The 25,254-nt window shown below is 63.7% G+C and carries 19 protein-coding genes and 1 tRNA gene; 4 read left to right on the top strand and 16 right to left on the bottom strand.

The features are described from left to right. Nucleotides 1-53 precede the first annotated feature (53 nt). The 10 genes from rpoC to QA642_RS20405 all read right to left on the bottom strand — a co-directional run bounded on the left by rpoC (nt 54) and on the right by QA642_RS20405 (nt 13,986). Nucleotides 54-4,250: a DNA-directed RNA polymerase subunit beta' gene (rpoC, locus tag QA642_RS20450; protein WP_283086230.1), complete on the bottom strand. Its 4,197-nt coding sequence runs from the start codon at nt 4,248-4,250 to the stop codon at nt 54-56. Between the two features lie 130 nt (nt 4,251-4,380). Next, complete coding sequence (gene rpoB / locus QA642_RS20445; protein WP_027564414.1) at nt 4,381-8,499, bottom strand: DNA-directed RNA polymerase subunit beta; 4,119 nt, start codon at nt 8,497-8,499, stop codon at nt 4,381-4,383. A gap of 515 nt (nt 8,500-9,014) precedes the next feature. Next, nucleotides 9,015-9,392, bottom strand: coding sequence for a 50S ribosomal protein L7/L12 (rplL, locus tag QA642_RS20440; protein WP_018647233.1), 378 nt, complete (start codon nt 9,390-9,392; stop codon nt 9,015-9,017). A gap of 54 nt (nt 9,393-9,446) precedes the next feature. After that, nucleotides 9,447-9,965, bottom strand: coding sequence for a 50S ribosomal protein L10 (rplJ, locus tag QA642_RS20435; RefSeq protein WP_025037001.1), 519 nt, complete (start codon nt 9,963-9,965; stop codon nt 9,447-9,449). Nucleotides 9,966-10,550: 585 nt separating this feature from the next. After that, complete coding sequence (locus QA642_RS20430) at nt 10,551-11,504, bottom strand: 2-hydroxyacid dehydrogenase (protein WP_283086229.1); 954 nt, start codon at nt 11,502-11,504, stop codon at nt 10,551-10,553. A 90-nt stretch (nt 11,505-11,594) separates the two neighbouring features. Continuing rightward, on the bottom strand, nt 11,595-12,287 hold the full coding sequence (rplA, locus tag QA642_RS20425) for a 50S ribosomal protein L1 (RefSeq protein ID WP_035729586.1): 693 nt from the start codon (nt 12,285-12,287) through the stop codon (nt 11,595-11,597). A gap of 6 nt (nt 12,288-12,293) precedes the next feature. Next, complete coding sequence (gene rplK, locus QA642_RS20420; protein ID WP_011088164.1) at nt 12,294-12,722, bottom strand: 50S ribosomal protein L11; 429 nt, start codon at nt 12,720-12,722, stop codon at nt 12,294-12,296. A 132-nt stretch (nt 12,723-12,854) separates the two neighbouring features. After that, nucleotides 12,855-13,409: a transcription termination/antitermination protein NusG gene (gene nusG / locus QA642_RS20415; protein ID WP_027564419.1), complete on the bottom strand. Its 555-nt coding sequence runs from the start codon at nt 13,407-13,409 to the stop codon at nt 12,855-12,857. Further along, the gene (gene secE, locus QA642_RS20410; protein ID WP_027564420.1) at nt 13,409-13,600 is read right to left on the bottom strand and encodes a preprotein translocase subunit SecE; all 192 of its coding nucleotides are present in this window, start codon (nt 13,598-13,600) and stop codon (nt 13,409-13,411) included. The genes nusG and secE overlap by 1 nt, the downstream gene beginning before the upstream one ends. Nucleotides 13,601-13,910: 310 nt before the next feature. After that, nucleotides 13,911-13,986 (bottom strand) — tRNA-Trp (locus QA642_RS20405). A gap of 152 nt (nt 13,987-14,138) precedes the next feature. On the opposite strand from QA642_RS20405, the gene QA642_RS20400 reads away from it, so the two are divergent. Continuing rightward, nucleotides 14,139-15,362, top strand: coding sequence for a serine hydrolase domain-containing protein (locus tag QA642_RS20400; protein WP_283086228.1), 1,224 nt, complete (start codon nt 14,139-14,141; stop codon nt 15,360-15,362). Nucleotides 15,363-15,570: 208 nt separating this feature from the next. Here the strand turns inward: QA642_RS20400 and QA642_RS20395 are convergent, their stop codons facing one another. Next, complete coding sequence (locus tag QA642_RS20395; protein WP_283086227.1) at nt 15,571-16,338, bottom strand: SDR family oxidoreductase; 768 nt, start codon at nt 16,336-16,338, stop codon at nt 15,571-15,573. 70 nt (nt 16,339-16,408) lie between these two features. Next, the gene (locus QA642_RS20390; protein WP_283086226.1) at nt 16,409-17,107 is read right to left on the bottom strand and encodes a histidine phosphatase family protein; all 699 of its coding nucleotides are present in this window, start codon (nt 17,105-17,107) and stop codon (nt 16,409-16,411) included. A 132-nt stretch (nt 17,108-17,239) separates the two neighbouring features. Here QA642_RS20390 and QA642_RS20385 point away from each other — a divergent pair, with 132 nt between their 5' ends. Together QA642_RS20385 and argE are read left to right on the top strand one after the other, a co-directional pair. Beyond that, nucleotides 17,240-18,025, top strand: coding sequence for an SDR family oxidoreductase (locus tag QA642_RS20385; RefSeq protein WP_283086225.1), 786 nt, complete (start codon nt 17,240-17,242; stop codon nt 18,023-18,025). Between the two features lie 1,107 nt (nt 18,026-19,132). Further along, nucleotides 19,133-20,326: an acetylornithine deacetylase gene (argE, locus tag QA642_RS20380; protein ID WP_283086224.1), complete on the top strand. Its 1,194-nt coding sequence runs from the start codon at nt 19,133-19,135 to the stop codon at nt 20,324-20,326. A 142-nt stretch (nt 20,327-20,468) separates the two neighbouring features. Here the strand turns inward: argE and QA642_RS20375 are convergent, their stop codons facing one another. The 3 genes from QA642_RS20375 to QA642_RS20365 form a co-directional block, all read right to left on the bottom strand. After that, on the bottom strand, nt 20,469-21,095 hold the full coding sequence (locus tag QA642_RS20375) for a LysE family translocator (protein ID WP_283086223.1): 627 nt from the start codon (nt 21,093-21,095) through the stop codon (nt 20,469-20,471). A 209-nt stretch (nt 21,096-21,304) separates the two neighbouring features. Then, nucleotides 21,305-22,363, bottom strand: coding sequence for a phosphotransferase family protein (locus tag QA642_RS20370; RefSeq protein ID WP_283086222.1), 1,059 nt, complete (start codon nt 22,361-22,363; stop codon nt 21,305-21,307). Nucleotides 22,364-22,502: 139 nt separating this feature from the next. Continuing rightward, entirely contained in the window at nt 22,503-23,738 is a 1,236-nt protein-coding gene (locus tag QA642_RS20365; RefSeq protein ID WP_283086221.1) for an acyl-CoA dehydrogenase family protein, read from the bottom strand. 207 nt (nt 23,739-23,945) lie between these two features. Between QA642_RS20365 and QA642_RS20360 the strand changes: the two genes are divergently transcribed. Further along, complete coding sequence (locus QA642_RS20360) at nt 23,946-24,608, top strand: TetR/AcrR family transcriptional regulator (RefSeq protein ID WP_283086220.1); 663 nt, start codon at nt 23,946-23,948, stop codon at nt 24,606-24,608. A gap of 65 nt (nt 24,609-24,673) precedes the next feature. On the opposite strand, the gene QA642_RS20355 is transcribed toward QA642_RS20360, so the two are convergent. Next, entirely contained in the window at nt 24,674-25,066 is a 393-nt protein-coding gene (locus QA642_RS20355; protein ID WP_283086219.1) for a RidA family protein, read from the bottom strand. Between the last annotated feature and the right edge of the window lie 188 nt (nt 25,067-25,254).

Below are 25,254 nucleotides of genomic sequence, written 5' to 3'. Positions count from 1 at the left end.
GGCCGGCTTGCGCCGGCCTTTTCATTGTCCTCGGTATTCTTACGGATGAACGATCATTCCGCGGGCGGCAGCGCAGGAAGCTCCGCTTCCGGAGCCGGCGACACGACGGCCGCCTGCTTCTCGCGCTCGTCCAGGATCAGCTTGTCGCGCTTCATCGCGACTTCGCGGATCTTGGCCATGGAGGCGCCGGTGCCCGCCGGGATCAGCCGGCCGACGATGACGTTCTCCTTGAGCCCTTCGAGCGGATCGATCTTGCCGTTGACCGCCGCTTCCGTGAGGACGCGGGTGGTCTCCTGGAACGAGGCCGCCGAGAAGAACGAGCGCGTCTGGAGGCTCGCCTTGGTGATGCCGAGCAGAACCGGCGTACCCGTGGCGGGCTTCTTGCCCTCTTCCTTGGCCTTCTCGTTCAGCGCGTCGAACTCGATCTTGTCGACCTGCTCGCCGGAGATCATGTCCGTATCGCCCTGGTCGGTGACTTCCACCTTCTGGAGCATCTGACGGACAATCACCTCGATGTGCTTGTCGTTGATGAGCACGCCCTGGAGCCGGTAGACCTCCTGGATCTCGTTGACCAGATAGGCCGCGAGCTCCTCGATGCCCTTGACCGCAAGGATGTCGTGCGGCGCCGGGTTGCCTTCCACGATGAAGTCGCCCTTTTCGACGACGTCGCCGTCCTGAAGGTGGATGTGCTTGCCCTTCGGGATCAGGTACTCGCGCGGCTCCTCGGTCTTGTCCATCGGCTCGATCGAGATGCGACGCTTATTCTTGTAGTCGCGACCGAACCGGATGGTGCCCGCGATTTCGGCGATGATCGCCGCATCCTTCGGACGCCGAGCCTCGAACAGTTCCGCCACCCGCGGCAGACCGCCGGTGATGTCACGCGTCTTGGCGCTTTCGGTCGAGACACGGGCGAGGATGTCGCCCGGATTGACCTTGGCTCCGACGTCGACCGAGAGAATGGCGTCGACCGACAGCATGTAGCGGGCATCGCCGCCACGGGCGAGCTTGAGCACCTTGCCGTCCTTGCCCTTGACCACGATGGCCGGACGCAGGTCCGAGCCGCCGCGGGTCGAGCGCCAGTCGATGACCACGCGCTTGGCGATGCCGGTGGCCTCGTCGAGCGTTTCCGAGATCGACTGCCCCTCGACCAGGTCCTCGAAGCCGATCGTACCTTCGACTTCGGTGAGGAGCGGACGGGTGTAGGGATCCCACTCGACGACGCGCTGGCCGCGCTTGACCATGTCGCCTTCGTCGACGTGCAGGCGCGAGCCGTACTGGACGCGGTGCGTCGCACGCTCGGTGCCGTCGGCATCGACGATCGCCACCACCATGTTGCGCACCATCGCGATCAGGTGACCTTCGCTGTTGCGGGCGATGGCCTTGTTCCTGATCACGATCTTGCCGTCGAAGCTGGCTTCGACGAAGGACTGCTCGTTGAGCTGCGCCGCACCACCGATGTGGAAGGTGCGCATGGTCAGCTGGGTACCCGGCTCGCCGATCGACTGCGCCGCGATGACGCCGACGGCTTCACCGTGGTTGACCGGCGTGCCGCGGGCGAGGTCGCGGCCGTAGCACTTGCCGCAGATGCCGTTGACGAGCTCGCAGGTCAGCGCCGAGCGGATCTTCACCTCCTGCACACCACCCTGCTGGATGGCTTCCAGATGGCTCTCTTCCATCAGCGTGTCACGCTTGATGATCACCTTGCCCGAGCTGTCACGGATGTCCTCGCAGGCCGTGCGTCCGAGGATGCGCGAGCCGAGCGAGGCAACCACGGTGCCGGCATCGACGATGGCGCGCATCTTGATGCCGAGCTTGGTGCCGCAGTCGGACTGCGTGATGATGCAGTCCTGCGCGACGTCGACGAGACGACGGGTCAGGTAGCCCGAGTTCGCGGTCTTCAACGCGGTATCCGCGAGGCCCTTGCGGGCGCCGTGGGTCGAGTTGAAGTACTCGAGCACCGAGAGGCCTTCCTTGAAGTTCGAGATGATCGGCGTCTCGATGATCTCACCCGACGGCTTGGCCATCAGGCCGCGCATGCCGGCGAGCTGGCGCATCTGGGCCGGCGAACCGCGGGCACCGGAGTGGGCCATCATGTAGATCGAGTTGATGTCGGCATCGGCTCCGCTCGCCGTCTTCTTGGTGGCGGAGATCTCCTTCATCATCGCCTTGGCGATTTCTTCCGTGGCCTTCGACCAGGCGTCGACGACCTTGTTGTACTTCTCGCCATGCGTGATCAGGCCGTCGTTGTACTGCTGCTCGAAATCCTTCGCCAGCGTACGGGTGGTGTCGACGATCTTCCACTTGCCGTGCGGCACGACCATGTCGTCCTTGCCGAACGAGATGCCGGCCTTGAACGCGTTGTAGAAGCCGAGCGCCATGATGCGGTCGCAGAAGATCACCGTCTCCTTCTGGCCGCAGTGGCGGTAGACCTGGTCGATGACGCCCGAGATCTCGCGCTTGGTCATCAGCTTGTTGATGATCTCGTACGTGACGCGCGGGTTCTTCGGCAGCAGGTTGCCGAGCATGACGCGGCCGGCGGTGGTCTCGATCCAGCGCTTGGAGACCTTGCCGGTCTCGTCCATGCCCTCCCACCGGTACTTGATCTTGGTGTGGAGGTGGATGACCTTGGCGTGCAGCGCGTGCTCGAGCTCGGCCATGTCGCCGAACACCTTGCCCTCACCGGGCAGGCCTTCGCGCATGATCGAGACGTAGTAGAGACCGAGCACGATGTCCTGCGACGGCACGATGATCGGCTGACCGTTGGCCGGATGCAGGATGTTGTTGGTCGACATCATCAGGACGCGCGCTTCCAGCTGCGCTTCGAGCGACAGCGGAACGTGCACGGCCATCTGGTCGCCGTCGAAGTCGGCGTTGAAGGCCGAGCAGACCAGCGGGTGAAGCTGGATCGCCTTGCCCTCGATCAGCACGGGCTCGAACGCCTGAATGCCGAGACGATGCAGCGTCGGGGCGCGGTTGAGCAGCACCGGGTGCTCGCGGATCACCTCGTCCAGGATGTCCCAGACCTCGGGCCGCTCCTTCTCGACCAGCTTCTTGGCCTGCTTCACGGTGGTGGACAGGCCCTTGGCGTCGAGCCGCGAATAGATGAACGGCTTGAACAGCTCGAGCGCCATCTTCTTCGGCAGGCCGCACTGATGCAGGCGCAGCTCGGGACCGACCACGATCACCGAACGGCCCGAATAGTCGACGCGCTTGCCGAGCAGGTTCTGACGGAAGCGGCCCTGCTTGCCCTTGAGCATGTCGGCGAGCGACTTCAGCGGACGCTTGTTGGCGCCCGTGATGACGCGGCCGCGGCGGCCGTTGTCGAACAGCGCATCGACCGCTTCCTGAAGCATGCGCTTCTCGTTGCGGATGATGATGTCGGGCGCGCGCAGCTCCATCAGCCGCTTCAAGCGGTTGTTGCGGTTGATGACGCGGCGGTAGAGGTCGTTGAGGTCCGAGGTCGCGAAGCGGCCGCCGTCGAGCGGCACCAGCGGACGCAGATCCGGCGGAATCACCGGAACCACGGTCATGATCATCCATTCCGGCTTGTTGCCGGAGTGGCGGAACGCTTCGACGATCTTCAGGCGCTTGGCGAGCTTCTTGTGCTTGATGTCGGAGTCGGTCTCCTGCATCTCGACGCGCAGCGAGGCCTCGAGCTTCTCGAGGTCCATGCCCTTGAGCAGCTCGCGGATCGCTTCGGCGCCGATCATGGCGGTGAAGCTGTCCTGGCCGTATTCGTCCTGCGCCTTCAGATACTCGTCTTCCGACAGCAGCTGACGGTCCTTGAGCGCGGTGAGACCCGGCTCGAGCACGACGTAGTATTCGAAGTAGAGGATCCGCTCGAGATCCTTCAGCGTCATGTCCAGCAGAAGGCCGATGCGCGAGGGCAACGACTTCAGGAACCAGATGTGGGCGACGGGCGCGGCGAGCTCGATATGGCCCATGCGCTCGCGCCGGACGCGCGACAGCGTGACCTCGACCGAGCACTTCTCGCAGATGATGCCCTTGTACTTCATGCGCTTGTACTTGCCGCACAAGCACTCGTAGTCCTTGATCGGCCCGAAGATGCGGGCGCAGAACAGGCCGTCGCGCTCGGGCTTGAAGGTACGGTAGTTGATGGTCTCCGGCTTCTTGATCTCGCCGTAGGACCAGGACAGAATCTTCTCTGGAGACGCGATCGAGATCCGGATCTGGTCGAAGACCTGAGCCGGCGTCGTCGGGTTGAAGAGATTCATAATTTCTTGGTTCATCGTCTTCTCCTCGCGTGCCGGTCGCCTCCGGCCGCAAATTCGAAAATCACTCGAGCAGGGCGCCCTGCCCTCAAGGCCTCAGGCCGGGCGCCGATGCCCGGCCGTCAACGGCCGGGCATGAAAGGTCGAATTACTCGGCCGCTTCCGACGTCGGCGCCGGTCCCATCTTGGAGTTGTGCAGGTCGACGTTGAGGCCGAGCGAGCGCATTTCCTTGACCAGCACGTTGAACGATTCCGGAATACCGGCCTCGAACGTGTCGTCGCCGCGCACGATCGCCTCGTACACCTTGGTGCGGCCGGCGACGTCGTCCGACTTCACCGTCAGCATCTCCTGGAGCGTGTACGCCGCGCCGTAAGCCTCGAGCGCCCACACCTCCATTTCGCCGAAGCGCTGGCCACCGAACTGCGCCTTGCCGCCCAGCGGCTGCTGGGTGACGAGCGAGTACGGACCGATCGAACGCGCATGGATCTTGTCGTCGACCAGATGGTGCAGCTTGAGCATGTAGATGTAGCCCACCGTCACCTTGCGATCGAAGGCATCGCCGGTGCGGCCGTCATAGACGGTCGACTGACCCGAAGCGTCCAGACCGGCGAGCTTCAGCATCTCCTCGATGTCGGCTTCCTTGGCGCCGTCGAACACCGGGGTTGCGATCGGCACGCCGCGGCTGAGGTTGTGGCCAAGCTCAAGCAGCTCGTTGTCGTTGAGCGTCTTGATGGTCTCATCCTCGCCGTAGACCTTCTTCAAGGTTTCCTTCAGCGGCTTGATGTCCTGCTTCGACAGATAGGCATCGACCGTCTGGCCGATACGCTTGCCGAGGCCGGCGCAGGCCCAGCCGAGATGGGTCTCGAGGATCTGTCCGACGTTCATGCGCGAGGGCACGCCCAGCGGGTTGAGCACGATGTCGGCATGCGTACCGTCTTCGAGGAACGGCATGTCCTCGATCGGCACGATCTTCGACACCACGCCCTTATTGCCGTGGCGGCCGGCCATCTTGTCGCCGGGCTGGATCTTGCGCTTCACCGCGACGAAGACCTTGACCATCTTCATCACGCCGGGCGGCAATTCGTCACCGCGCTGGAGCTTCTCGACCTTGTCGAGGAAGCGCTGTTCAAGCCCCTTCTTCGACTCGTCGTACTGCTTCCGCATGGCCTCGATCTCGGCCATCAGCTTGTCGTTGGGCGAAGCGAACAGCCACCACTGCGACTTCGGGTACTCCTCGAGCACCGCGCGGGTGATCTTGGTGTCCTTCTTGAAGCCCTTCGGACCGGCAATGCCCTGCCGCCCCTCGAGCAGCTCGGCAAGACGGTTGTAGACGTTGCGGTCCAGGATCGCCTGCTCGTCGTCGCGGTCCTTGGCCAGACGCTCGATCTCTTCCCGCTCGATCGCCAGCGCACGCTCGTCCTTGTCGACGCCGTGACGGTTGAACACGCGCACTTCCACGATCGTGCCCTGCACGCCCGGAGGAACGCGCAGCGAGGTGTCGCGGACGTCGGAGGCCTTCTCGCCGAAGATGGCGCGCAGCAGCTTTTCTTCCGGCGTCATCGGGCTTTCGCCCTTCGGCGTGATCTTGCCGACCAGGATGTCGCCGGCGCGCACTTCCGCGCCGATGTAGACGATACCGGCTTCGTCGAGGTTCTTCAGCGCTTCTTCCGAGACGTTCGGAATGTCGCGGGTGATTTCCTCAGGCCCGAGCTTGGTGTCGCGCGCCATCACCTCGAACTCCTCGATGTGGATCGAGGTGAAGACGTCTTCCTTCACGATCCGCTCGGAGAGCAGGATCGAGTCTTCGAAGTTGTAACCGTTCCACGGCATGAACGCGACGAGCACGTTCCGGCCGAGCGCGAGCTCGCCGAGATCGGTCGACGGACCGTCGGCGATGATGTCGCCCTTCTTGACGATGTCGCCGACCTTCACCAGCGGACGCTGGTTGATGCAGGTCGACTGGTTGGAGCGCTGGTACTTCATCAGGCGGTAGATATCGACGCCCGACTTGGTCGGATCGAGATCTTCCGTGGCGCGGATGACGACGCGGGTGGCGTCGATCTGGTCGATCACGCCGGAACGGCGTGCCGCGATCGCGGCACCCGAGTCACGCGCAACCACGCCTTCCATGCCGGTGCCGACGAACGGCGCCTCGGCGCGAACCAGCGGCACCGCCTGGCGCTGCATGTTCGAGCCCATCAGCGCGCGGTTGGCGTCGTCGTTCTCGAGGAACGGGATCAGCGCCGCGGCGACCGAAACGAGCTGCTTCGGCGACACGTCCATGTAGTCGACCTTGTCCGGCGTCACCGGCAGAACTTCGCCGGCGTGACGGCAGACCACGAGGTCTTCGGTGAAGCGGCCCTTCGGGTCGAGCGGCACGTTGGCCTGCGCGACCGTGTAGCGGCCCTCTTCCATCGCCGAGAGGTACACGACCTCGTCGGTGACGCGGCCGTCCTTGACCTTGCGGTAAGGCGTCTCGACGAAGCCGTACTTGTTCACGCGCGCGAAGGTCGCGAGCGAGTTGATCAGGCCGATGTTCGGACCTTCCGGCGTCTCGATCGGGCAGATACGGCCGTAATGGGTCGGATGCACGTCGCGGACTTCGAAGCCGGCGCGCTCGCGGGTCAGACCGCCCGGTCCAAGCGCCGAGAGACGACGCTTGTGGGTGATCTCCGAGAGCGGGTTGGTCTGGTCCATGAACTGCGAGAGCTGCGAGGAGCCGAAGAACTCGCGCACGGCGGCAGCCGCGGGCTTCGCGTTGATCAGGTCCTGCGGCATGACCGTGTCGATGTCGACCGAGGACATGCGCTCCTTGATCGCGCGCTCCATGCGGAGCAGGCCGATGCGGTACTGGTTCTCCATGAGCTCGCCGACCGAGCGCACACGGCGGTTGCCGAGATGGTCGATGTCGTCGATCTCGCCCTTGCCGTCGCGCAGGTCCACCAGGGTCTTGATGACCGAGAGGATGTCTTCCTTGCGCAGCGTGCGCTGGGTGTCCGGCGCATCGAGGTCGAGGCGCATGTTCATCTTGACGCGGCCGACCGCGGAGAGGTCGTAGCGCTCGGCGTCGAAGAACAGCGACTGGAACATGGCCTGCGCCGATTCCAGCGTCGGCGGCTCGCCCGGACGCATCACGCGGTAGATGTCGAACAGCGCGTCCTCGCGCGTCATGTTCTTGTCGGCCGAGAGCGTGTTGCGGATGTAGGGGCCGACATTGACGTGGTCGATGTCGAGCAGCGGCAGCTCCTTGTAGCCCTGCTCGTTGAGCGCCTTCATCAGCTTGTCGGTGATTTCCTCACCGGCCTCAGCATGGATCTCACCCGTCTTCGGATTGACGAGGTCCTCGGCGACGTAGTTGCCGACCAGCTCCTCATCGGCCATGCGCAGCGCCTTCAGCCCCTTCTCCTGGAGCTGGCGGGCGGCACGGACGGTGAGCTTCTTGCCGGCCTCGAGCACGACCTTGCCGGTGTCGGCGTCGATCAGGTCGTTGACGGTCGAGTAGCCGCGGAAACGGTTGGCGTCGAACGGAACGCGCCAGCCTTCCTTGGTCCGCTTGTAGAGGATCTTCTTGTAGAACGTGGACAGGATCGCTTCGCCATCGAGGCCGAGCGCGAACATCAGCGACGTCACCGGAATCTTGCGGCGACGGTCGATACGCGCATAGACGATGTCCTTGGCGTCGAACTCGATGTCGAGCCAGGAGCCGCGATACGGGATCACGCGGGCAGCGAACAGCAGCTTGCCCGAGGAATGGGTCTTGCCCTTGTCGTGGTCGAAGAACACGCCGGGCGAACGGTGCATCTGCGAGACGATGACGCGCTCGGTGCCATTGACGATGAAGGTGCCGTTCATCGTCATGAGCGGGATGTCGCCCATGTAGACGTCCTGCTCCTTGATGTCCTTGACCGACTTCGCGCCGGTTTCCTCGTCGATATCGAACACGATGAGGCGCAGCGTCACCTTGAGGGGAGCCGCGAAGGTCATGCCGCGCTGGCGGCACTCGTCGACGTCGTATTTCGGCTGCTCGAACTCGTAGCGGACGAATTCCAGCATCGAGGTGCCCGAAAAGTCGGAGATCGGGAACACCGAGCGGAACACCGCCTGCAGACCCTCGTCGAGACGGCCGCCGGTGGGCTCGTCGACCATCAGGAACTGGTCATAGGACGCCTTCTGAACCTCGATGAGGTTCGGCATCTCGGCGACTTCCTTGATGTGTCCGAAGAACTTGCGAACGCGTTTGCGACCGGTGAATGTCTGCTGCGCCATCGTGGCCTCTCATTTCGTCGCCCGCTCTGGGCGCGCCGTCCGGAACGCGGCTGCCACCGCTCTCCGGGTTGAATTTTTCGAACCCGCTTTGGGGGCCGGAAACTCAGTTTCAGGCGGGAATGTCCTGAATCTGTTCTTCAGACCTTCAAAACGCAAAACGACGCGCGGGGCGCTGCTGCGCGCCCGCCCGTCACAACGATCGTCTTCACGGACTGCAAAAGCCCGAAATAGCCTGCTCTCCCAACGGCTTACAGGGAAATCCGGCATCCCTGCCCACCGTGCTTTCGTGCTGTCGACCCGATATGGGGCGACAATAGTGCAGATTCGAGGGTCAAACCCTCAAATCCCCACACTTTTTCGTGTTCGGCCTGCGTCGGGTCGTTCCGTCGCACGCCTTTTGCATCCGGCCTCGGTCTTTCCGATCGTCATGGCCGGGCTTGACCCGGCCATCCACGATCTTGGGACGATCCCGGGTCTCGCTTCGCGAGCCCGGGATTTCGCTGAAGTAACTTGCGTTACTTCAGCTCGACCTTGGCGCCAGCCTTCTCGATCTGGGCCTTGATCTTCTCGGCTTCTTCCTTGTTCACGCCTTCCTTCAGCGGCTTCGGAGCACCCTCGACGAGGTCCTTTGCTTCCTTGAGGCCGAGACCGGTGATGGCGCGGACTTCCTTGATGACCTCGATCTTCTTCTCGCCGGCAGAGGCGAGAACGACCGTGAACTCGGTCTTCTCTTCCGCCGGAGCGGCGGCAGCGCCACCACCAGCCGGGCCGGCCACGGCGACAGCCGCGGCAGCCGAAACGCCCCACTTCTCTTCGAGGAGCTTCGCCAGTTCAGCGGCTTCGAGCACGGTGAGGCTCGAGAGGTCGTCAACGATCTTCTGCAAGTCAGCCATTGTTCAGTTTCCTTACGTGTATGTCTGGTTCGGGTTTGAGTTTTGCGAAGGGCGTCAGGCCGCTTCGCCCTTTGAGGCATGAGCCTGGATGACGCGCGCGAGCTTGCCCGCGGGCGCGTTGGCGAGCTGAGCCAGCTTGGTCGCCGGGGCCACGATGAGGCCGACGATCTTGCCGCGCAGTTCGTCAAGCGACGGCAGCGAGGCAAGCGCCTTCACGCCGTCGACATTCAGGACGGTCTTCCCCATCGATCCGCCGACGATGACGAACTTTTCGTTCGCCTTGGCGAATTCGATGGCGACCTTTGGCGCCGCTACCGGATCGTTCGAAGTGGCGATCACGGTCGGTCCCTTCAGCATGGGGCCGATGGCAACGACGTCAGTGCCTTCAAGAGCAATTTTGGCGAGACGGTTCTTCGAGACCTTCACCGCAGCGCCCGCCTGCTTCATCTGCTGGCGCAGCTTCTGCATCTGGGCGACGGTGAGGCCGGAATATTGAGCAACGACCGCGACGCTCGTGGTCTTGAAGACCTCATTGAGCTGTTCGACCGCTTCCTTTTTTGCCGCTCGTTCCACAGCAAGCTCTCTCCGGTTGGCGGTCATCGCGAGAAGCGGGACCGCCGGGTTGCACCCATCGTCCCACCCAAACCTGAACCTCGGGGCCAAATCCCCCAGGACACGCCGGGCACGACGACGATTCAAAGCCTGCCCTCCGGGAACCCCTTAGAGGTCCACGGCGTGTCGAGGTCCGAACCAGACCCGTTTCGCGAAGCCAGCCCTTAAAGCTGGGTGCGAAGTGAAATCCGGTCTTCACCCGTCTATGCAGGCCATGCGATTAAGCCGTTGAGAAATCGAAACTCCCCGCGGGCGCCTGCAGTCTTGGACAGGACAAGGTCAGCCGGCGAACCGCCCGACCTCTGCCCGCACCCCTACCGGCCGACAGTTTTTCCTTCCTTTTCGGGCAAATCCTCGCGGACGTCCTGAAAAGGAATGATCTCCTGCCGTGTCGGGTTTTCGGAATGCGTGCACGAACGCGCCAGCCGAGGCCGGCACGTCCGGAGGCGGTTCTTTAACCGCTCTCTGCCCGCTTGCCAAGAGCAAAATTCACACCAGTTCCAATCTGATGCCGGCCGGGCCTGAGACGGGCCGATAAGGGCCGATTCAGGCCGATTTGACCGCGTAAGGCAGCGGCTCGCCAGCGAAAAACGCGGTGAGGTTTGCCAGCACGCAGTTCTGCATGGCGACATGCGAGTCCAGGGTATGGCCGCCGATATGCGGGGCGAACACGACGTTGGGCAGCGCGGTCAGCGCGTCGGGGGCGTGCGGTTCCTTCTCGAAGACGTCGAGGCCGGCGCCGGCAATGGTCTTGTCGGTGAGCGCCGCGACCAGGGCCTTCTCGTCGATCACAGAGCCGCGGGAAATATTGACGACATAGCCGTCCGCGCCGAGGCGCTTCAGGATATCGGCATTGACGACGTGCTGGGTCTCGGCCCCCGCCCGGACCGCGATCATCAGCACGCTGCACCAGTCGGCCAGCGCCTCCAGCGACGGGAAATACTGATACGGCAGATCGTACTTGGTGCGACTGAAATAGCCGACCTCGCTCTCGAAGGCGGCGCAGCGTGCGGCGATCTTGCGGCCGATCTCGCCCATGCCGTAGACGCCGATGCGGCGGCCGGGCATGCCGGCCTGAGGCCGCATCATCGGCGACTGCTTCGACGCGGCCCAGTCGCCGCTGCGGACATATTGGTCGGCCACCAAAATCCGCCGCGTCGTCGCCAGCATCAGGGTCATCGCGATGTCGGCGACCGAGGCGGCGTTTGCGCCCGGGCTGTGACCGACCGCGATGTTGCGGGCGGCGGCGGCCTTCAGATCGACGCCGTCATAGCCGGTGCCATAGCAGACGATGGTGCCGAGCTCCGGAAACAGGTCCATCGCCTCCGCGCCGAGCGGCGAGCCGCCCGCGGTCAGCATCGCGCGGATGTCGCCGAGCTCGCCGGCCGGAAACACCTCGTGCGCGGGCTTGCCACCGGTGTCGAGCAGCTCGAACCGCTCGGCGAAGCGCGCCATCATCGTCTTGGGAAAGCGCGAATAGATCAGGACCTTGTCAGCCATTGTTCTTGTTTCCGGTGAATCCCGCAGACAAACGAAAGGGGCGGAATCGGTTGCCCAATTCCGCCCCTCGCCTCATGCAATTTCCAAACCTCAGCCGAGAATGGTGCCCGGCTCAACCTTCACACCCGGGCCCATCGTCGAGGACACCGCAACGCGCTGGATGTAGGTGCCCTTGGAGCCGGCCGGCTTCGCCTTCGAGACGGCATCGGCCAGAGCCTTGATGTTCTCGACCAGCTTCTCCTCGGAGAACGAGGCCTTGCCGACGCCGGCCTGCAGGATGCCGGCCTTCTCGACACGGAACTCGACCGAGCCGCCCTTGGCGCCCTTCACCGCACCGGTGACGTCCATGGTCACGGTGCCGATCTTCGGGTTCGGCATCAGGCCGCGCGGGCCCAGCACCTTACCGAGACGGCCGACCAGCGGCATCATGTCGGGGGTGGCGATGCAGCGGTCGAAATCGATCGAGCCGTTCTGCACCTTCTCGACCAGGTCCTCGGCGCCGACGACGTCGGCACCGGCGGCCTTGGCTTCGTCAGCCTTGGCGCCGCGGGCGAACACGCCGACGCGGAGCGTACGGCCGGTGCCGTTCGGCAGGGTCACGACGCCGCGGACCATCTGGTCGGCGTGACGCGGATCGACGCCGAGATTGATCGAAACCTCGATGGTCTCGTCGAACTTCGCTTTCGCGCGCTCCTTGACCATCTTGATGGCGTCCGCGAGCGGGTAAAGCTTTTCGCGGTCAATGCCTTCGCGGGCTTTGTTCAAACGCTTTCCGATTGCCATGACCGCTTACCCCGCAACTTCCAGACCCATCGAACGGGCGGAGCCCTCGACCATCTTCATGGCCGATTCGATGGTGTCGCAATTCAAGTCCTTCATCTTCTTCTCGGCGATCTCGCGCACTTGCGCCTTGGTCACCTTGCCGGCCTTGTCACGGCCCGGCGCCTTCGAGCCGGACTGGATCTTGGCGGCCTGCTTGAGGAAGTAGGACATCGGCGGCGTCTTCATCTCGAAGGTGAAGGAACGGTCCGCGTAAATGGTGATGATCACCGGGATCGGGGTGTTCTTCTCTTCCTTCTGGGTCTGGGCGTTGAACGCCTTGCAGAACTCCATGATGTTGAGACCGCGCTGACCGAGCGCGGGACCGATCGGGGGCGAAGGATTCGCCGCACCGGCCGGGACCTGAAGCTTCAGGTATCCGGTCACTTTCTTTGCCATGTATCACTCCTGTTGTGCCGGCAGGGCCGGCGGTTTCAGGTTCGTGGTCGGGATCTTGAGCGGCTGGCAACCGCCCTCGTCCTCCCACGGCCTCTTGTTACGTGAGGCCCAAAAGCCTCACGCCTCGTCCGGTCAGACCTTCTCGACCTGACCGAATTCCAGCTCGACCGGCGTTGCGCGGCCGAAGATCGACACCGCGACCTTCACGCGCGAGCGGGCCTCGTCGATTTCCTCGACCACACCCGAGAACGAGGCGAACGGGCCATCGGCCACGCGCACGTTCTCGCCGATCTCGAACGACACCGACGCCTTCGGCCGTTCCACGCCCTCCTGCACCTGGTGCAGGATGCGCATGGCCTCGGCTTCCGAGATCGGCATCGGCTTGTTTTCCGCGCCGAGGAAGCCCGTGACCTTCGGGGTGTTCTTGATCAGATGAAACGCCTCGTCGGTCAGCTTCATCTTCACCAGCACGTAGCCCGGGAAGAACTTGCGCTCGGCGTCGATCTTGCGGCCGCGGCGCACTTCCGTGACCTTCTCGGTCGGAACCAGCACCAGCTCGAACAGCTCCTCGAGCCCGCGCTGCTTGGCCTGCTCGCGGATCGATTCGGCGACCTTCTTCTCGAAGTTCGAATAGGCGTGGACGATGTACCAGCGCTTGTCGGTCAATTGAGCGGTTGCTGTTGCCATCAGTGAATGCCCAAGAGGAAGGTGATGAGGTAGCGGATGATCTGGTCGGCGGCGAAGAAGAAGACCGAGGCCACGGCGACCATCACGAACACCATGATGGTGGTGATCGTGGTCTCACGACGGGTCGGCCAGGTGACCTTGGCGGTCTCCGAGCGCACTTCCTGCAAGAACTTGAACGGGCTGACTGCCATCGTTTGAATGTCCAACGTCCGTCGCCAGACGCGCATGAATTTCGGGGACCCGAACAGCCGCCGTTGGCCCAGCCCTCTGTCGCGAAGGATGAGCCGGAAACCGGGCTCGATTGTTCGGGGATTTAAAGCCGCGCCGGATATCCGCATCTCAACGGGCCGGCTGCGAGTGCCGGGTATCTACTGCGGATGGGGCCAAAGGTCAAGGTGTGGCGGAGCCCGGATGCCCGCGGCAACCGCGCGCAGACCTGATCCGGATCAATGAGTTACCCGACCTGCCTCGATCCTGATTACCTGGATGGACTGGCAGGAGTGGCAGGAGTGGCAGGGCTCGAACCTGCGACCCCCGGTTTTGGAGACCGGTGCTCTACCAATTGAGCTACACTCCTACGGACCCTCGCGTCGCCACGCGGATCAGGGGCGCTTTCAAGCACAGGGGGCGGCTGGTTTGCAAGGGTGAAGCGCGCTGGCTTCGCTTGTTTGTGCCTCGCCTTCTGGGCCACAGTCCGCTCCCGACAATAATGTGCCCTCGGGAGTGAACATGACCGCGACAGCCGCCGCCCGCCCCTCGACTGCGCCGAAAACCCCGCCTCTCCCCGAGGCCAAGCCCGAGACGCTGGGCCTGTCGCGGCCCCGCCTCCAGGCCATGTCGGATGCGTTCAAGCGCGAGATCGACAAGGGAACCGTTCCGGGCGTGACCGTGCTGGTGGCGAGAGGCGGCCAGGTCGGATGGTTCGAGGCGCTCGGCAAGCAGAGCCCGGCGGGGTCCGCGCCGATGGCGCTTGATTCGATCTTCCGCATCTTCTCGATGACCAAGCCGATCGTCTCCGTCGGCATCATGATGCTGGTCGAGGACGGTCACCTCCTCCTCAGCGATCCCGTCGCTAAGTTCATTCCGGAGTTCGCTAATCAGAAGGTCGGCGTCGTCAGCGGCGGCAAGCTGGAACTGGTTCCGCCGAGGCGGCCGATGATGGTGCAGGACCTGCTCCGCCACACCTCGGGCCTGACCTACGAGCACCAAGGCGACGGCCCCGTGCACAAGCTCTACCAGGAATCCCGCGTCCGCAGCCGCAAGATCACCAATGCCGAGCACGCCGCGCTGGTGGCGAGCTTCCCCCTCGTCTGTCATCCCGGCGACGAGTTCAACTACAGCCGCTCCACCGATATTCTCGGCCGCATCATCGAAATCATCAGCGGCAAGTCGCTCGGCGCGTACCTCGCCGAGCGCATCCTCGCGCCGCTTCAGATGACCGAGACCGGCTTCTCGACCGCTGAGACCAATGCTGGCCGGCTCGCCGAGGCGTTCGCGGCCGATCCCTGGACCGGCGACAAGGTCGCCCTCTTCAACATGCTCGAGCAGCCGGTCATGGAATCCGGCGGCGGCGGCCTGGTCTCCACCACGATGGACTATGCCCGCTTCGCGCTGATGCTGCGCAATGGCGGCACGCTCGATGGCAACAGGATCATCGGCCGCAAGACCCTGGAGCTGATGGCGTCAGATCATCTTGGGCCGCACGTCGTCACCAACGGCACGCTGCTGTCGCCCGGCCACGGCTTCGGCCTCGGCTTCGCCGTCCGCCGCGAGGCCGGCATCGCGCCCTTCCCCGGCAGCGTCGGCCAGTATTTCTGGAGCGGCATCGGGGGGACGTTCTTCTGGGTCGATCCGAAGGAGGATCTGCTCACGGTGTTCATGAGCCAGGGCCCGGGACAGCGTGATTTTACAAGGACCTTGGTGCGGGATCTGGTTTACGCGGCGGTGGAGTGACGGGACGGAGCATCTCCACCCTCACTGTCATGCCCCGCCACCGGGTCTCGCCTTCGGCGAGCCCGATGACAGGCTCCGGCGGGGCATCCAGTACTCCGCGGCCGCAGTTGTGTGAACAAACTTCCGCCGCGGAGTACTGGATCGCCCGCCTTCGCGGGCGATGACACCTGTTGTTGGGTGGGCCACGTGCCCTCTCCCGCGCGACGTCTCAACTGATCGTCGCGCCGCCGTCGATGACCATGGTCTGGCCGGTCATGAAGTCGCCGGCCTTGGAGCCCAGGAACACCGCGGCGCCCGCGATTTCGTCGGGGATGCCGATGCGCAGGAGCGGCGAGCGCGAGGTCGAGGCTTTCAAATTCTCCGGATTGTCCCACAGCGCCTTGGCGAAATCGGTCTTGATCAGGCCGGGCGCGATGCAGTTCACGCGGATGTTGTGCTTGCCGTATTCGCAAGCGAGGTTGCGCGCGAGCTGCATGTCGGCGGCCTTGGAGATCGCGTAGGCGCCGAGGATGGTCGAGCCCTTGAGGCCACCGATCGAGGACACGATGATGACTGACCCGTCCTTGCGCTCGATCATCTGCGGCACCACCATCGAGATCAGCCAGTTGTTGGCGACGATGTTGTTGTCGAGGATCTTGCGGAACTGATCGTCGGAGATGCCGGCGAGCGGGCCGTAATACGGGTTCGAGGCGGCGTTGCAGACCAGCACGTCGATCTTGCCGAAGGCGCGGTTGCTCTCGTCGACGAGGTTTTGCAGATTCTCTTTTGACGAGATGTTGGCCGCGATCGCGACCGCGGTGCCCTTGCCGAGCTTGTCGTTGATGTCCTTGGCGACCTGCTCGCAGACATCGGCCTTACGCGATGAGATCACGACCTTGGCGCCGTGCTCGGCCATGCGCTCGGCGATCGCAAGCCCGATGCCGCGCGTCGAGCCGGTGATGACGGCGACTTTCCCCTTCATGTCGAACAAGGTCATGCTTTCCTCCCAAGGTACGATTTGATTTGGCCTGAAGTCTACGCCGCGTCTGCTCGCGCGGACAGCGGTGTCAGGCGAGCTTCTTCACTTCCGGCCCCGCCGGCTGGTGCATCTCCGCATGCGCGTCGTCCGCGATCCACGGCTGCTGGTTCACCATCGGCAACCGCCAGACCGAGCGTTCGGGGCTTGAGAAATAATCAAGCCGCGTGATCGACACATTGTCGATGTCGAACGCCAGCGCCCGCTCCACCTGGCCCTCGAGCGCCAGACCGATCGCCGCCTTGATGGTGCCGCCATGGGCGACCGCGATGACGTCCTGGCCAGCCGCCTCATTGTTGATGCGCTCGACGGTACGGCGCGTGCGGTTGTAGAGATCCATGAAGCTCTCGCCGCCGGGTGCCGGCTCGTTGATGTCGGCGAACCAGCTCGTGCCGACGGGACGGCTTGCGATGAACTCGGCGCGATTCATGCCCTGCCAGCGGCCGAGATTTTGCTCGGCGAGGTCCGCTTCCCACTTCATCGATGCGGGCCGCGGGTAGCCCGCCTCCCAGATCGCCTCCGCGGTCTGGTGCGTGCGCATGAGATTGCTCGAATACCAGACCGCACTGCGTGGCAGCACCTTGGCAACAGCATTGAACACGTAGGTGTCGCTGGTGTCGCAGGCGATATCGCTCTGCCCGTAGATGTTGCCACCGTCATTGCGCACCGGCGCGTGACGAACCCACCACCAGCGTGTCGTGACCACTTTCGGCTTGTCTGCGGCTGCCATCGAAGCTCTTCCATCCCGTGTGATGTCGCTGTACGTCAGGAGTGAACGTGTCTCAAGACACTTTACCGTTTCAAATTCTGTTTGAAATTCCGTCGCGCGGCAAGCGTCGCGCGCGAACCCAGGGAGAAGCGCATGGGCCGCCTGCAAGGCAAATCCGTCATCATTACCGGCGCCGGCAGCGGCATCGGCCGCGCCGCCGCACTCCTCTTCACCAAGGAAGGCGCAAAGCTGATCGCGGTCGATCGCACCGAGGCCGTCAAGGAGACGGTCGACGAGGTGAAGAAGGCCGGCGGCATCGCCGAAGCCATGGTCGCCGATGCCGGCTCCGAAAAGGACGTCATCGCGGTGATCGACAAGGCCGTGAAGACGCACGGAAGGCTCGACGTGATCTGGGCCAATGCTGGAGTCTCGGGCGGGCTCGTCCCGCTTGCCGAGCAAACGGTGGAGCACTGGCAAGAGATTTTGCGCGTCAACCTGATCGGGCCGTTCCTCGCGGTGAAGTACGCGATGCCGCACATGGTGAAGCAGCAGTCCGGCGCGATCGTGCTCACGGCGTCCGTGGCAGGCCTCAAGGCCGGCGCCAGCGGACATCCCTACGCGGCGAGCAAGGCCGGCGTCATCAGCCTGGTGCAGACCACCGCCTATTCACTCACCGGCACCGGCGTGCGCATCAATGCGGTGTGCCCCGGCCTGATCGAAACCGGCATGACCAAGCCGATCTTCGACCGCGCCAAGGAGCGCGGCACCCAGGACAAGATCGGCCAGCTCAATCCGCTGAAGCGCCCCGGCCAGCCGCACGAGCTCGCCGCCATGGGATTGTTCTTGGCGAGCGACGAAGCATCGTATGTGAATGGGCAGGCATTCCCGGTGGATGGTGGTCTGACGGCCTCGATGCCGTATACGGGCAAGCCGGTTTAACCCTCTCGTGTCCCGGACGCGCTGCAACGCGCAAGCGTTGCTGCGCAGAGCCGGGACCCAGAGTGCCTCAAGCATGGGCCCCGGCTCAGCAGCGCACCGCTGAAGAAGCGCTGCGCCGCGTCCGGGGCACGGGACCTGAGTTTTCGTGCACACCTGTTGCAACGCCGTCATTGCGAGCGCAGCGAAGCAATCCAGAATCTTCTCTGCGGAGGGACTCTGGATTGCTTCGTCGCAAGGGCTCCTCGCAATGACGGAGTGTGGGGTGACGGCGTCGCTCTTTCAATTTGCATCTTCATCGCAGACACGCCTTCGCATCCTCGCGGCATCTTCCGCCCGAGCTTTGCTGCATCTCATCACCCCCAGTGAAAGAGGGCGCAGGGAAGACCGGGAGCCGGCTGGCTCCCATTGACCGCTATGCCATGAGTAGATTGCGCTACGATGCACAGCGGGTAACAGGGCAACCGGAGACATCCCGGCCTTCCCTGCGCAGTGGTTTTACGGCTTATGTCGTGATCTCCCCGGGGAGCGATGCACTATTGCCCCCGTCACCGTGCGGATGACTGATGCGCGTGCCCGGTTGGACAGCACACATCACCGCAAGACTTGACGCACAGACCCCGGGCGTCAGGACCACACGATTTTGCCGTACGTGAACCGCACCTGTCGTTGGCGCGAGGCCCTCGCTCACGGTTGCCCGCCCTGCGAAGCTTTTCGCGCCGATGTGGTCCACGCCCACCGCCGCCCAGCCCACGTTCGTGACGATCGCGATACGCCCCTCTTCCTTGGGCCGGGTTGCGGCGACACATACGCGATTTCCGAATTTCGGTAAAGCGGAATATATTTGAGATCGCGGGTTGACCGAGCATTGGGGTGTTTTGCCCGACGGGCAACACGAGATGCAGCTCTCCCTCGTCATTCCGGGGCGCGACGAAGGCGCGAACCCGGAATCCATTTCGCCGCGCGTGATGCGGCCCGATGGATTCCGGGATCGATGCTCCGCATCGTCCCGGAATGACGGTTGCGATCTTGATTTGCCCGACTACCCACCACGTTGGTATGGTTCATGCAACCAACTTCAGCCTCCGCAATCCCCGACAAGAAAAGACAATGCCGAACCCGATCTTCCCGAGCTCCAGACCCGATCGCATCCGCCACCTGCTTGCCGACCTCGTCGGCTTCGACACGATCAGCGATCGCACCAATTTGCCCCTGATCGCCCACATCGAGAGCTATCTCGCCTTCCTCGGTATCAAGGGCGAGCGCATGATCGACGAGACCGGGCAAAAATCCTCGCTGTGGGTGACGATCGGGCCCGAGGATCGCCCCGGCTTCGTGCTGTCAGGCCATACCGACGTCGTGCCTGTTATCGGCCAGGACTGGAGCCATGATCCGTTCAAGCTGGTCGAACGCGACGGCAAGCTCTATGGCCGCGGCACCACCGACATGAAAGGCTTTGTGGCGGTATGCCTCGCCATGGTGCCGGAGATGCTGGAGGCCAAACTGAACAGGCCGATTCATCTGGCGATCTCCTATGACGAGGAGATCGGCTGCGTCGGCGTGCGGCCGATGCTGCGCGAGGTGGCAAAGAAGAAGGTCAGGCCGCTCGGTGCCTTCATCGGCGAGCCGACCCAGATGCAGGTCATCATCGGCCACAAGGGCAAGCACGGCGTGCGCGCCACGTTCCATGGCCTCGCCCGTCATTCCTCGATCGCGCCTGACGGCGTCAACGCGATCGAATATGCCGCCGAGCTGATCGTCGAGATCCGCCGCCGCGCCGAGAAGCTCGCGGCCGCGCGGTCAACGGACAGCCTCTACGACGTTCCGCATTCGACGCTGCTCACCAGCATCGTACATGGCGGCGCCGCGCTGAACATCGTTCCCGACACCTGCACGGTGGATTTCGAATGCCGCGGCATCGGCATCACCGAATCCCGGGAAGTGACCGATGCGATCGTCGCCTGGGCCAAGGCCGAGCTCGAGCCGACGATGAAGGCGAGGCATCCCGAATGCGGCATCGATTTCGAGGAGATCCTCGATTATCCCGCGCTCGACACCGCCGCCGATGCGGCGATCGTCACGCTGGCAAAAAGCCTTGCAGGCCGCAACGACCACGCCAAGGTCGCGTTCGGCACCGAGGCGAGCCTGTTCGCCAGCATGGCCGATGTGCCGTCGGTCGTGATCGGCCCGGGCTCGATCGCGCAGGCGCACACGCCGGATGAGTTCGTGGAGATGGCGGAGCTGGAGAAATGCGCGGGCTTCGTCGAGAAGCTGATCGCGCATTGTGCGAAGGCGGCATCGTAGGTGCCGTAGGGTGGGCAAAGCGGCTTGTCCGCCGTAGCTTGCAGAGCGAAGGCGGAAGCGTGCCCACCATCCTCGGTATGAACACGGAGAGCTGGTGGGCACAGCGCTACGCGCTTTTGCCCACCCTACAAGAGTACGTGCCTCATCGCTCCTGCAACGCCAGCCGGACGCCGACGGCGCAGTAGACGGTGCCGACCACCTTGCCCTGCCACTTCACCACCGCCGGATGGCGGCGCAGGAGATTGCCGAGACGGCCGGCGCCGACGGCGAACACGACGGTGCTGAGCAGGCCGAGCAGCACGAAGACGACGCCGAGGATGGCGAGCTGAAGCGAGATCGCGCCGTGCTCCGGCGTGACGAATTGCGGCAGGAAGGCCAGGAAGAACAGCGCGGTCTTGGGATTGAGCACTTCGGTCAGCACGGCCTGCCGGAAGGCGCGGCCGGCACCGATCGCCGGCGCGCCTCCGTTCAGCTCGATCGGCGCCTTGTCGAGCATGGCGCGAATGCCGAGATAGATCAGGAACGCCGCGCCCGCATATTTGACGATGCTGAACAGCAGCGCCGAGGTCGCGATGATCGCCGAGAGGCCGACGATCGCCATCGAGGTGTGGATCAGATCGCCGGCCGCGATCCCCGCCCCCGTCGCGATGCCGACCTTCGTCCCCGAGCTGACGGCCCGCGCCATGGTGAGCAGCGTCGCCGGGCCCGGAATGAAGACGAAGCCGAGCACGATGAGGATGTAAGTGATGAAGGTGGCGTGGTCGATCATGTGATCAGCGTTCTTTCGCAAGTGTCCCTACAAAGCCGGTGTCATGCTCCGCGAAAGCGGGGCATCCAGTACGCCGCGGCTTTTCGGCTCGAGCACTGCTGTCTCTGGAATACTGGATTGCCCGCTTTCGCGGGCAATGACACTGAGCTTGTGGAGACAGCAGCGCACCAAAGCAAAAAGCGCGGCCGTCAGCCGCGCCTTCGTTGTCGCTAAACCGCGCCAGCCTTCTGCGCGTACTCCCATGACGCTTTCGACAGCGGCACGGTGCGCTTGGCTGATTCCAGCGCCTTGGCGTTGGCGGCGGTGCCGTCGCGGATGCGGCCGGCGATACCTTGCGTGATGCCCGCGAGGCGGAAGAGATTGTAGGAAAAATACCAGTTGAGATCAGGCACGCTCATCCTGGTGACGTTGCAGTAGATCTGCGCCGCCTCGTCCACGCTCGGGATGTTGAGCGCCTTGAGATCGACGCCCTGCAAACCCGGCATGACCCACTGCATGAGCAGATAGGTGAAATCGGCCATGGGATCGCCGAGCGTCGACAGCTCCCAATCCAGCACGGCCTGCACGCGCGGTTCCGTCGCGTGGAAAATCATGTTGTCGAGGCGATAGTCGCCGTGGACGATCGAGACGCGCGCCTGCTCCGGCACGGTCTTGGGCAGCCATTCGGCGACCTTCTCGAACTCGGGAATAAGCTGCGTTTCCGAGGCGCGATATTGCTTGGTCCAGCGGTCGATCTGCCGCGCAAAATAGTTGCCGGGCTTGCCGAAGTCGCCGAGGCCGATCGCGACGGGGTCGAACATGTGGAGCTTGGCCAGCGTCTCGATCTTGCTGGTGAAGATCTTGCGCCGCGCATCGGCATCCTGGCTCGGCAGCGTCGGATCCCAGAACACCCGGCCCTCCTCCATCGACATGATGTAGAAGGCAGCACCGATCACGCCGTCGTCTTGGCACAGCGCGTAGGCGTGCGCGACCGGAAAGCCCTGCTTTCCAAGGGCCGCGATGACGCGATATTCGCGATCGACCGCGTGCGCCGACGGCAGCAATTTGCCGAACGGCTTTCTGCGCATCACGTAGGAACGGTTCGGCGTGTTGAGACGATAGGTCGGATTGGACTGGCCGCCCTTGAACTGGAGCACGACCAGCGGGCTTTCAAAACCCTCGACGTTCTCGCGCATCCACGCCTCGAGACGCAGCTCGTCGAAACGATGCCGCTCCTCGACCGGCTTGGTGCCCGAGAACTCCTCGTCTTTCCTGACGCCGTCAGCCACGGTGACGCTCCCTCTTCTTCTTGATCGTCATTCCGGGGCGCGCAAAGCGCGAACCCGGAATCTCGAGATTCCGGGTTCGCCTCTGCGAGGCGCCCCGGAATGACGGTGAGGAGAGCGTTGTTCGCGCTCTACGCCGTTCTTAGTGTTTAGGAGAGTTTGCATACTTCCGAAGTTCAAGTCTGGCAATGGCGCGGTTGTGCACCTCGTCCGGACCGTCGGCGAGACGGAGCGTACGAATGTGGGCATAGTCCTTGGCAAGGCCAGCCTCGTCGGACACGCCGGCGCCGCCAAAGGCCTGGATCGCCTGATCGATGATCTTCAAGGCCATGTTGGGACCTGCGACCTTGATCATGGCGATCTCGAGCTGGGCGGTCTTGTTGCCGACCTTGTCCATCATGTCGGCGGCCTTGAGGCACAACAGGCGGTTCATCTCGATGTCGGTGCGGGCCTCGCCGATGCGCTGCTCCCACACACTGTGCTCGATGATCCTCTTGCCGAACGCGGTGCGCGAGGCGAGCCGCTTCACCATCTTCTCCAGCGCCTCCTCGGCCTTGCCGATCGTGCGCATGCAATGATGGATGCGGCCGGGGCCGAGGCGGCCCTGCGCGATCTCGAAGCCGCGGCCTTCACCGAGCAGAATGTTCTCCTTCGGAACCCGCACGTTCTGCAGCAGCACCTGAGCATGACCGTGCGGCGCGTCATCGAAGCCGAACACCGGCAGCATCTTCTCGACCTTGATGCCAGGCGTATCGAGCGGAACCAGGATCTGCGACTGCTGCTGATGCTTGGCGGCCGACGGATCCGTCTTGCCCATCAGGATCGCGATCTTGCAACGGGGATCGCCGACACCCGACGACCACCATTTGCGGCCGTTGATGACGTAGTGATCGCCGTCCTTCTCGATGCGGGTCTCGATGTTGGTCGCGTCCGACGAGGCGACCGCCGGTTCCGTCATCAGGAACGCCGAGCGGATCTCACCGTCCATCAGCGGGCGCAGCCATTTGCGCTTCTGTTCCTTGGTGGCGTAGCGGATGAACACTTCCATGTTGCCGGTGTCGGGCGCCGAACAGTTGAACACTTCGGAGGCCCAGGTGATGCGGCCCATCTCCTCCGACAGCAGCGCATATTCGAGATTGGTCAATCCCGCGCCGCGGAATTCGTCGTCCTCATGCTCGGACGGCGGCATGAACATGTTCCAGAGGCCTTCGGCCTTGGCCTTCTTCTTGAGCTCCTCGAGGATCGGGATGACCTTCCAGCGCTCGCCGCTACGATCCTGTTCGTCATAGATCGGCACCGCCGGGCGCACGTGCTTGGCCATGAAGGACCGCACGCGGTCGAGCCATTCCTTCTGCTTCGGCGACAGATCGAAATCCATGGGACGCTCCTCGTTTCTCTCTCACTGGTCGTTTTGCGCCGGACTGTCCTCCCGCCGCGCACCGCCCGCAAGCGCGACTTGCGGGCGTTTTGCGGAACCGGCCCGCGAGTTGCGAACGAGTCCCGATTGCGGATTGACTTTTCCCGGCCTTCAAACGATAGTTTCATACAACTGTTTGAATTGCAACTCCCTCCCTGGGGGCAAGCCATGGCCAGCGATCACACCAGGTCCGCCATTCTCGCCGCCGCCGAACGGCTCTATGCCGATCGCGGTTTTGGCGACGTCACGCTGCGCGACATCGTCGCGGAAGCCGGGGTCAACCTCGCCGCGGTGAATTATCATTTCGGCTCGAAGGACGAGCTGATCGCGGAATTATTTGTCACGCGCTCGATCGCGACCAACCGCGAGCGTTTGCGCGAATTGAAAGCGGCGGAAGAGCAAGGCGGCGGCCGCGCGCCGATCGAGGTGATCCTGCATGCGCTGGTCGGCCCGACCTTGCGTGGCTGCCTCGGCCCCGAGAACGAGCGCTCGACCGCGGCACGCTTCATGATCCGCGCCTCGATCGAATCCGTGCCGCCGATCCGCCGCATCAAGAACCGCGAGATCGACCATTTGCGCAAATTCGCCGGCGCGATGCGCAGATCCCTGCCCGACCGCAGCGAGGTCGAGATCTATTGGGGCCTGAACTTCGCGCTCGCGATGGCGCATCACACCATCCGCGAGAGCGAGCGCTTGACGAAGCTGTCGGAAGGCAAATGCGATCTCGACGACGTCGAGGACGTGGTCGCGCGCGTCGTCAGCGTCGCGACGATGGCGCTGACGGCGGGGCGGACGGAGGCGAAGGCGCCGTCAAGGGTCGCTGCGCGTTAGACTCTTGTTTGACACGTTTTCTTCACGCGAACCGGCATCCACTTCGCTCGAAAACGCTTTGATCCTCACATCATCGCGATGCAGTCGATCTCGACGTCGAAGGGGCCGAACCATTCCGGCGTGCAGACGAAGATCCGCGCCGGCGGATCATTGGGGAAATAGCGCGCATAGACCGTGTTGAACGCGGCGAAGTGCCTGGTCGAGGTGCAGTAGACGTTGCACTTCATGACGTTGTCGAGCGAGGCGCCGGCCGTCTCGAGGCACAGCTTCATCTGCTCCATGATGATCTCGCTCTGCCGCTCGATCGGCATCTCCGCAAGCTCGCCCGTCTCGGGATCGAACGGCGGCAGGCCTGCGACGAAGATCATGTTGCCGGCACGCGTCACCGGCGAGGTCGGCGCCTTCCAGCGATCGAGATAAGACGAGATCGGTTCGACGCGGAGCGTTTCGCGTTTCATGGGCCACCTTCGGTTCGAGCAACACTGGTGCCTTCTACATCATTCCGCAGCCAGCATGTTTCGCTTCTGATCGAAGTATGGCGGCGGGGCTAAAGCGCGATTAGATCGCGCTTTAGTTTACTGTTTGAGCATGATCTTTCCGGGAAACCGCTGCGCACTTTGCGCTAACGCGGCCCTCCGGGTCCGGA

The organism is Bradyrhizobium sp. CB2312, from assembly GCF_029714425.1.
Lineage (GTDB): Bacteria > Pseudomonadota > Alphaproteobacteria > Rhizobiales > Xanthobacteraceae > Bradyrhizobium.
Note: the sequence above shows the minus strand (reverse complement) of the source record. Positions and strands in the feature narration are given on the sequence as shown.

Coding starts and splice junctions, on each gene's coding strand:
- rplL (WP_018647233.1), bottom strand. CDS start 9,392: ATGGCTGACTTGCAGAAGATCGTTGACGACCTCTCGAGCCTCACCGTG.
- QA642_RS20395 (WP_283086227.1), bottom strand. CDS start 16,338: ATGACCTTGTTCGACATGAAGGGGAAAGTCGCCGTCATCACCGGCTCG.
- QA642_RS20430 (WP_283086229.1), bottom strand. CDS start 11,504: ATGGCTGACAAGGTCCTGATCTATTCGCGCTTTCCCAAGACGATGATG.
- QA642_RS20355 (WP_283086219.1), bottom strand. CDS start 25,066: ATGAAACGCGAAACGCTCCGCGTCGAACCGATCTCGTCTTATCTCGAT.
- nusG (WP_027564419.1), bottom strand. CDS start 13,409: ATGGCAACAGCAACCGCTCAATTGACCGACAAGCGCTGGTACATCGTC.
- QA642_RS20375 (WP_283086223.1), bottom strand. CDS start 21,095: ATGATCGACCACGCCACCTTCATCACTTACATCCTCATCGTGCTCGGC.
- rplA (WP_035729586.1), bottom strand. CDS start 12,287: ATGGCAATCGGAAAGCGTTTGAACAAAGCCCGCGAAGGCATTGACCGC.
- QA642_RS20365 (WP_283086221.1), bottom strand. CDS start 23,738: ATGGATTTCGATCTGTCGCCGAAGCAGAAGGAATGGCTCGACCGCGTG.
- QA642_RS20360 (WP_283086220.1), top strand. CDS start 23,946: ATGGCCAGCGATCACACCAGGTCCGCCATTCTCGCCGCCGCCGAACGG.
- argE (WP_283086224.1), top strand. CDS start 19,133: ATGCCGAACCCGATCTTCCCGAGCTCCAGACCCGATCGCATCCGCCAC.
- rpoB (WP_027564414.1), bottom strand. CDS start 8,499: ATGGCGCAGCAGACATTCACCGGTCGCAAACGCGTTCGCAAGTTCTTC.
- QA642_RS20400 (WP_283086228.1), top strand. CDS start 14,139: ATGACCGCGACAGCCGCCGCCCGCCCCTCGACTGCGCCGAAAACCCCG.
- rpoC (WP_283086230.1), bottom strand. CDS start 4,250: ATGAACCAAGAAATTATGAATCTCTTCAACCCGACGACGCCGGCTCAG.
- QA642_RS20390 (WP_283086226.1), bottom strand. CDS start 17,107: ATGGCAGCCGCAGACAAGCCGAAAGTGGTCACGACACGCTGGTGGTGG.
- rplK (WP_011088164.1), bottom strand. CDS start 12,722: ATGGCAAAGAAAGTGACCGGATACCTGAAGCTTCAGGTCCCGGCCGGT.
- QA642_RS20385 (WP_283086225.1), top strand. CDS start 17,240: ATGGGCCGCCTGCAAGGCAAATCCGTCATCATTACCGGCGCCGGCAGC.
- secE (WP_027564420.1), bottom strand. CDS start 13,600: ATGGCAGTCAGCCCGTTCAAGTTCTTGCAGGAAGTGCGCTCGGAGACC.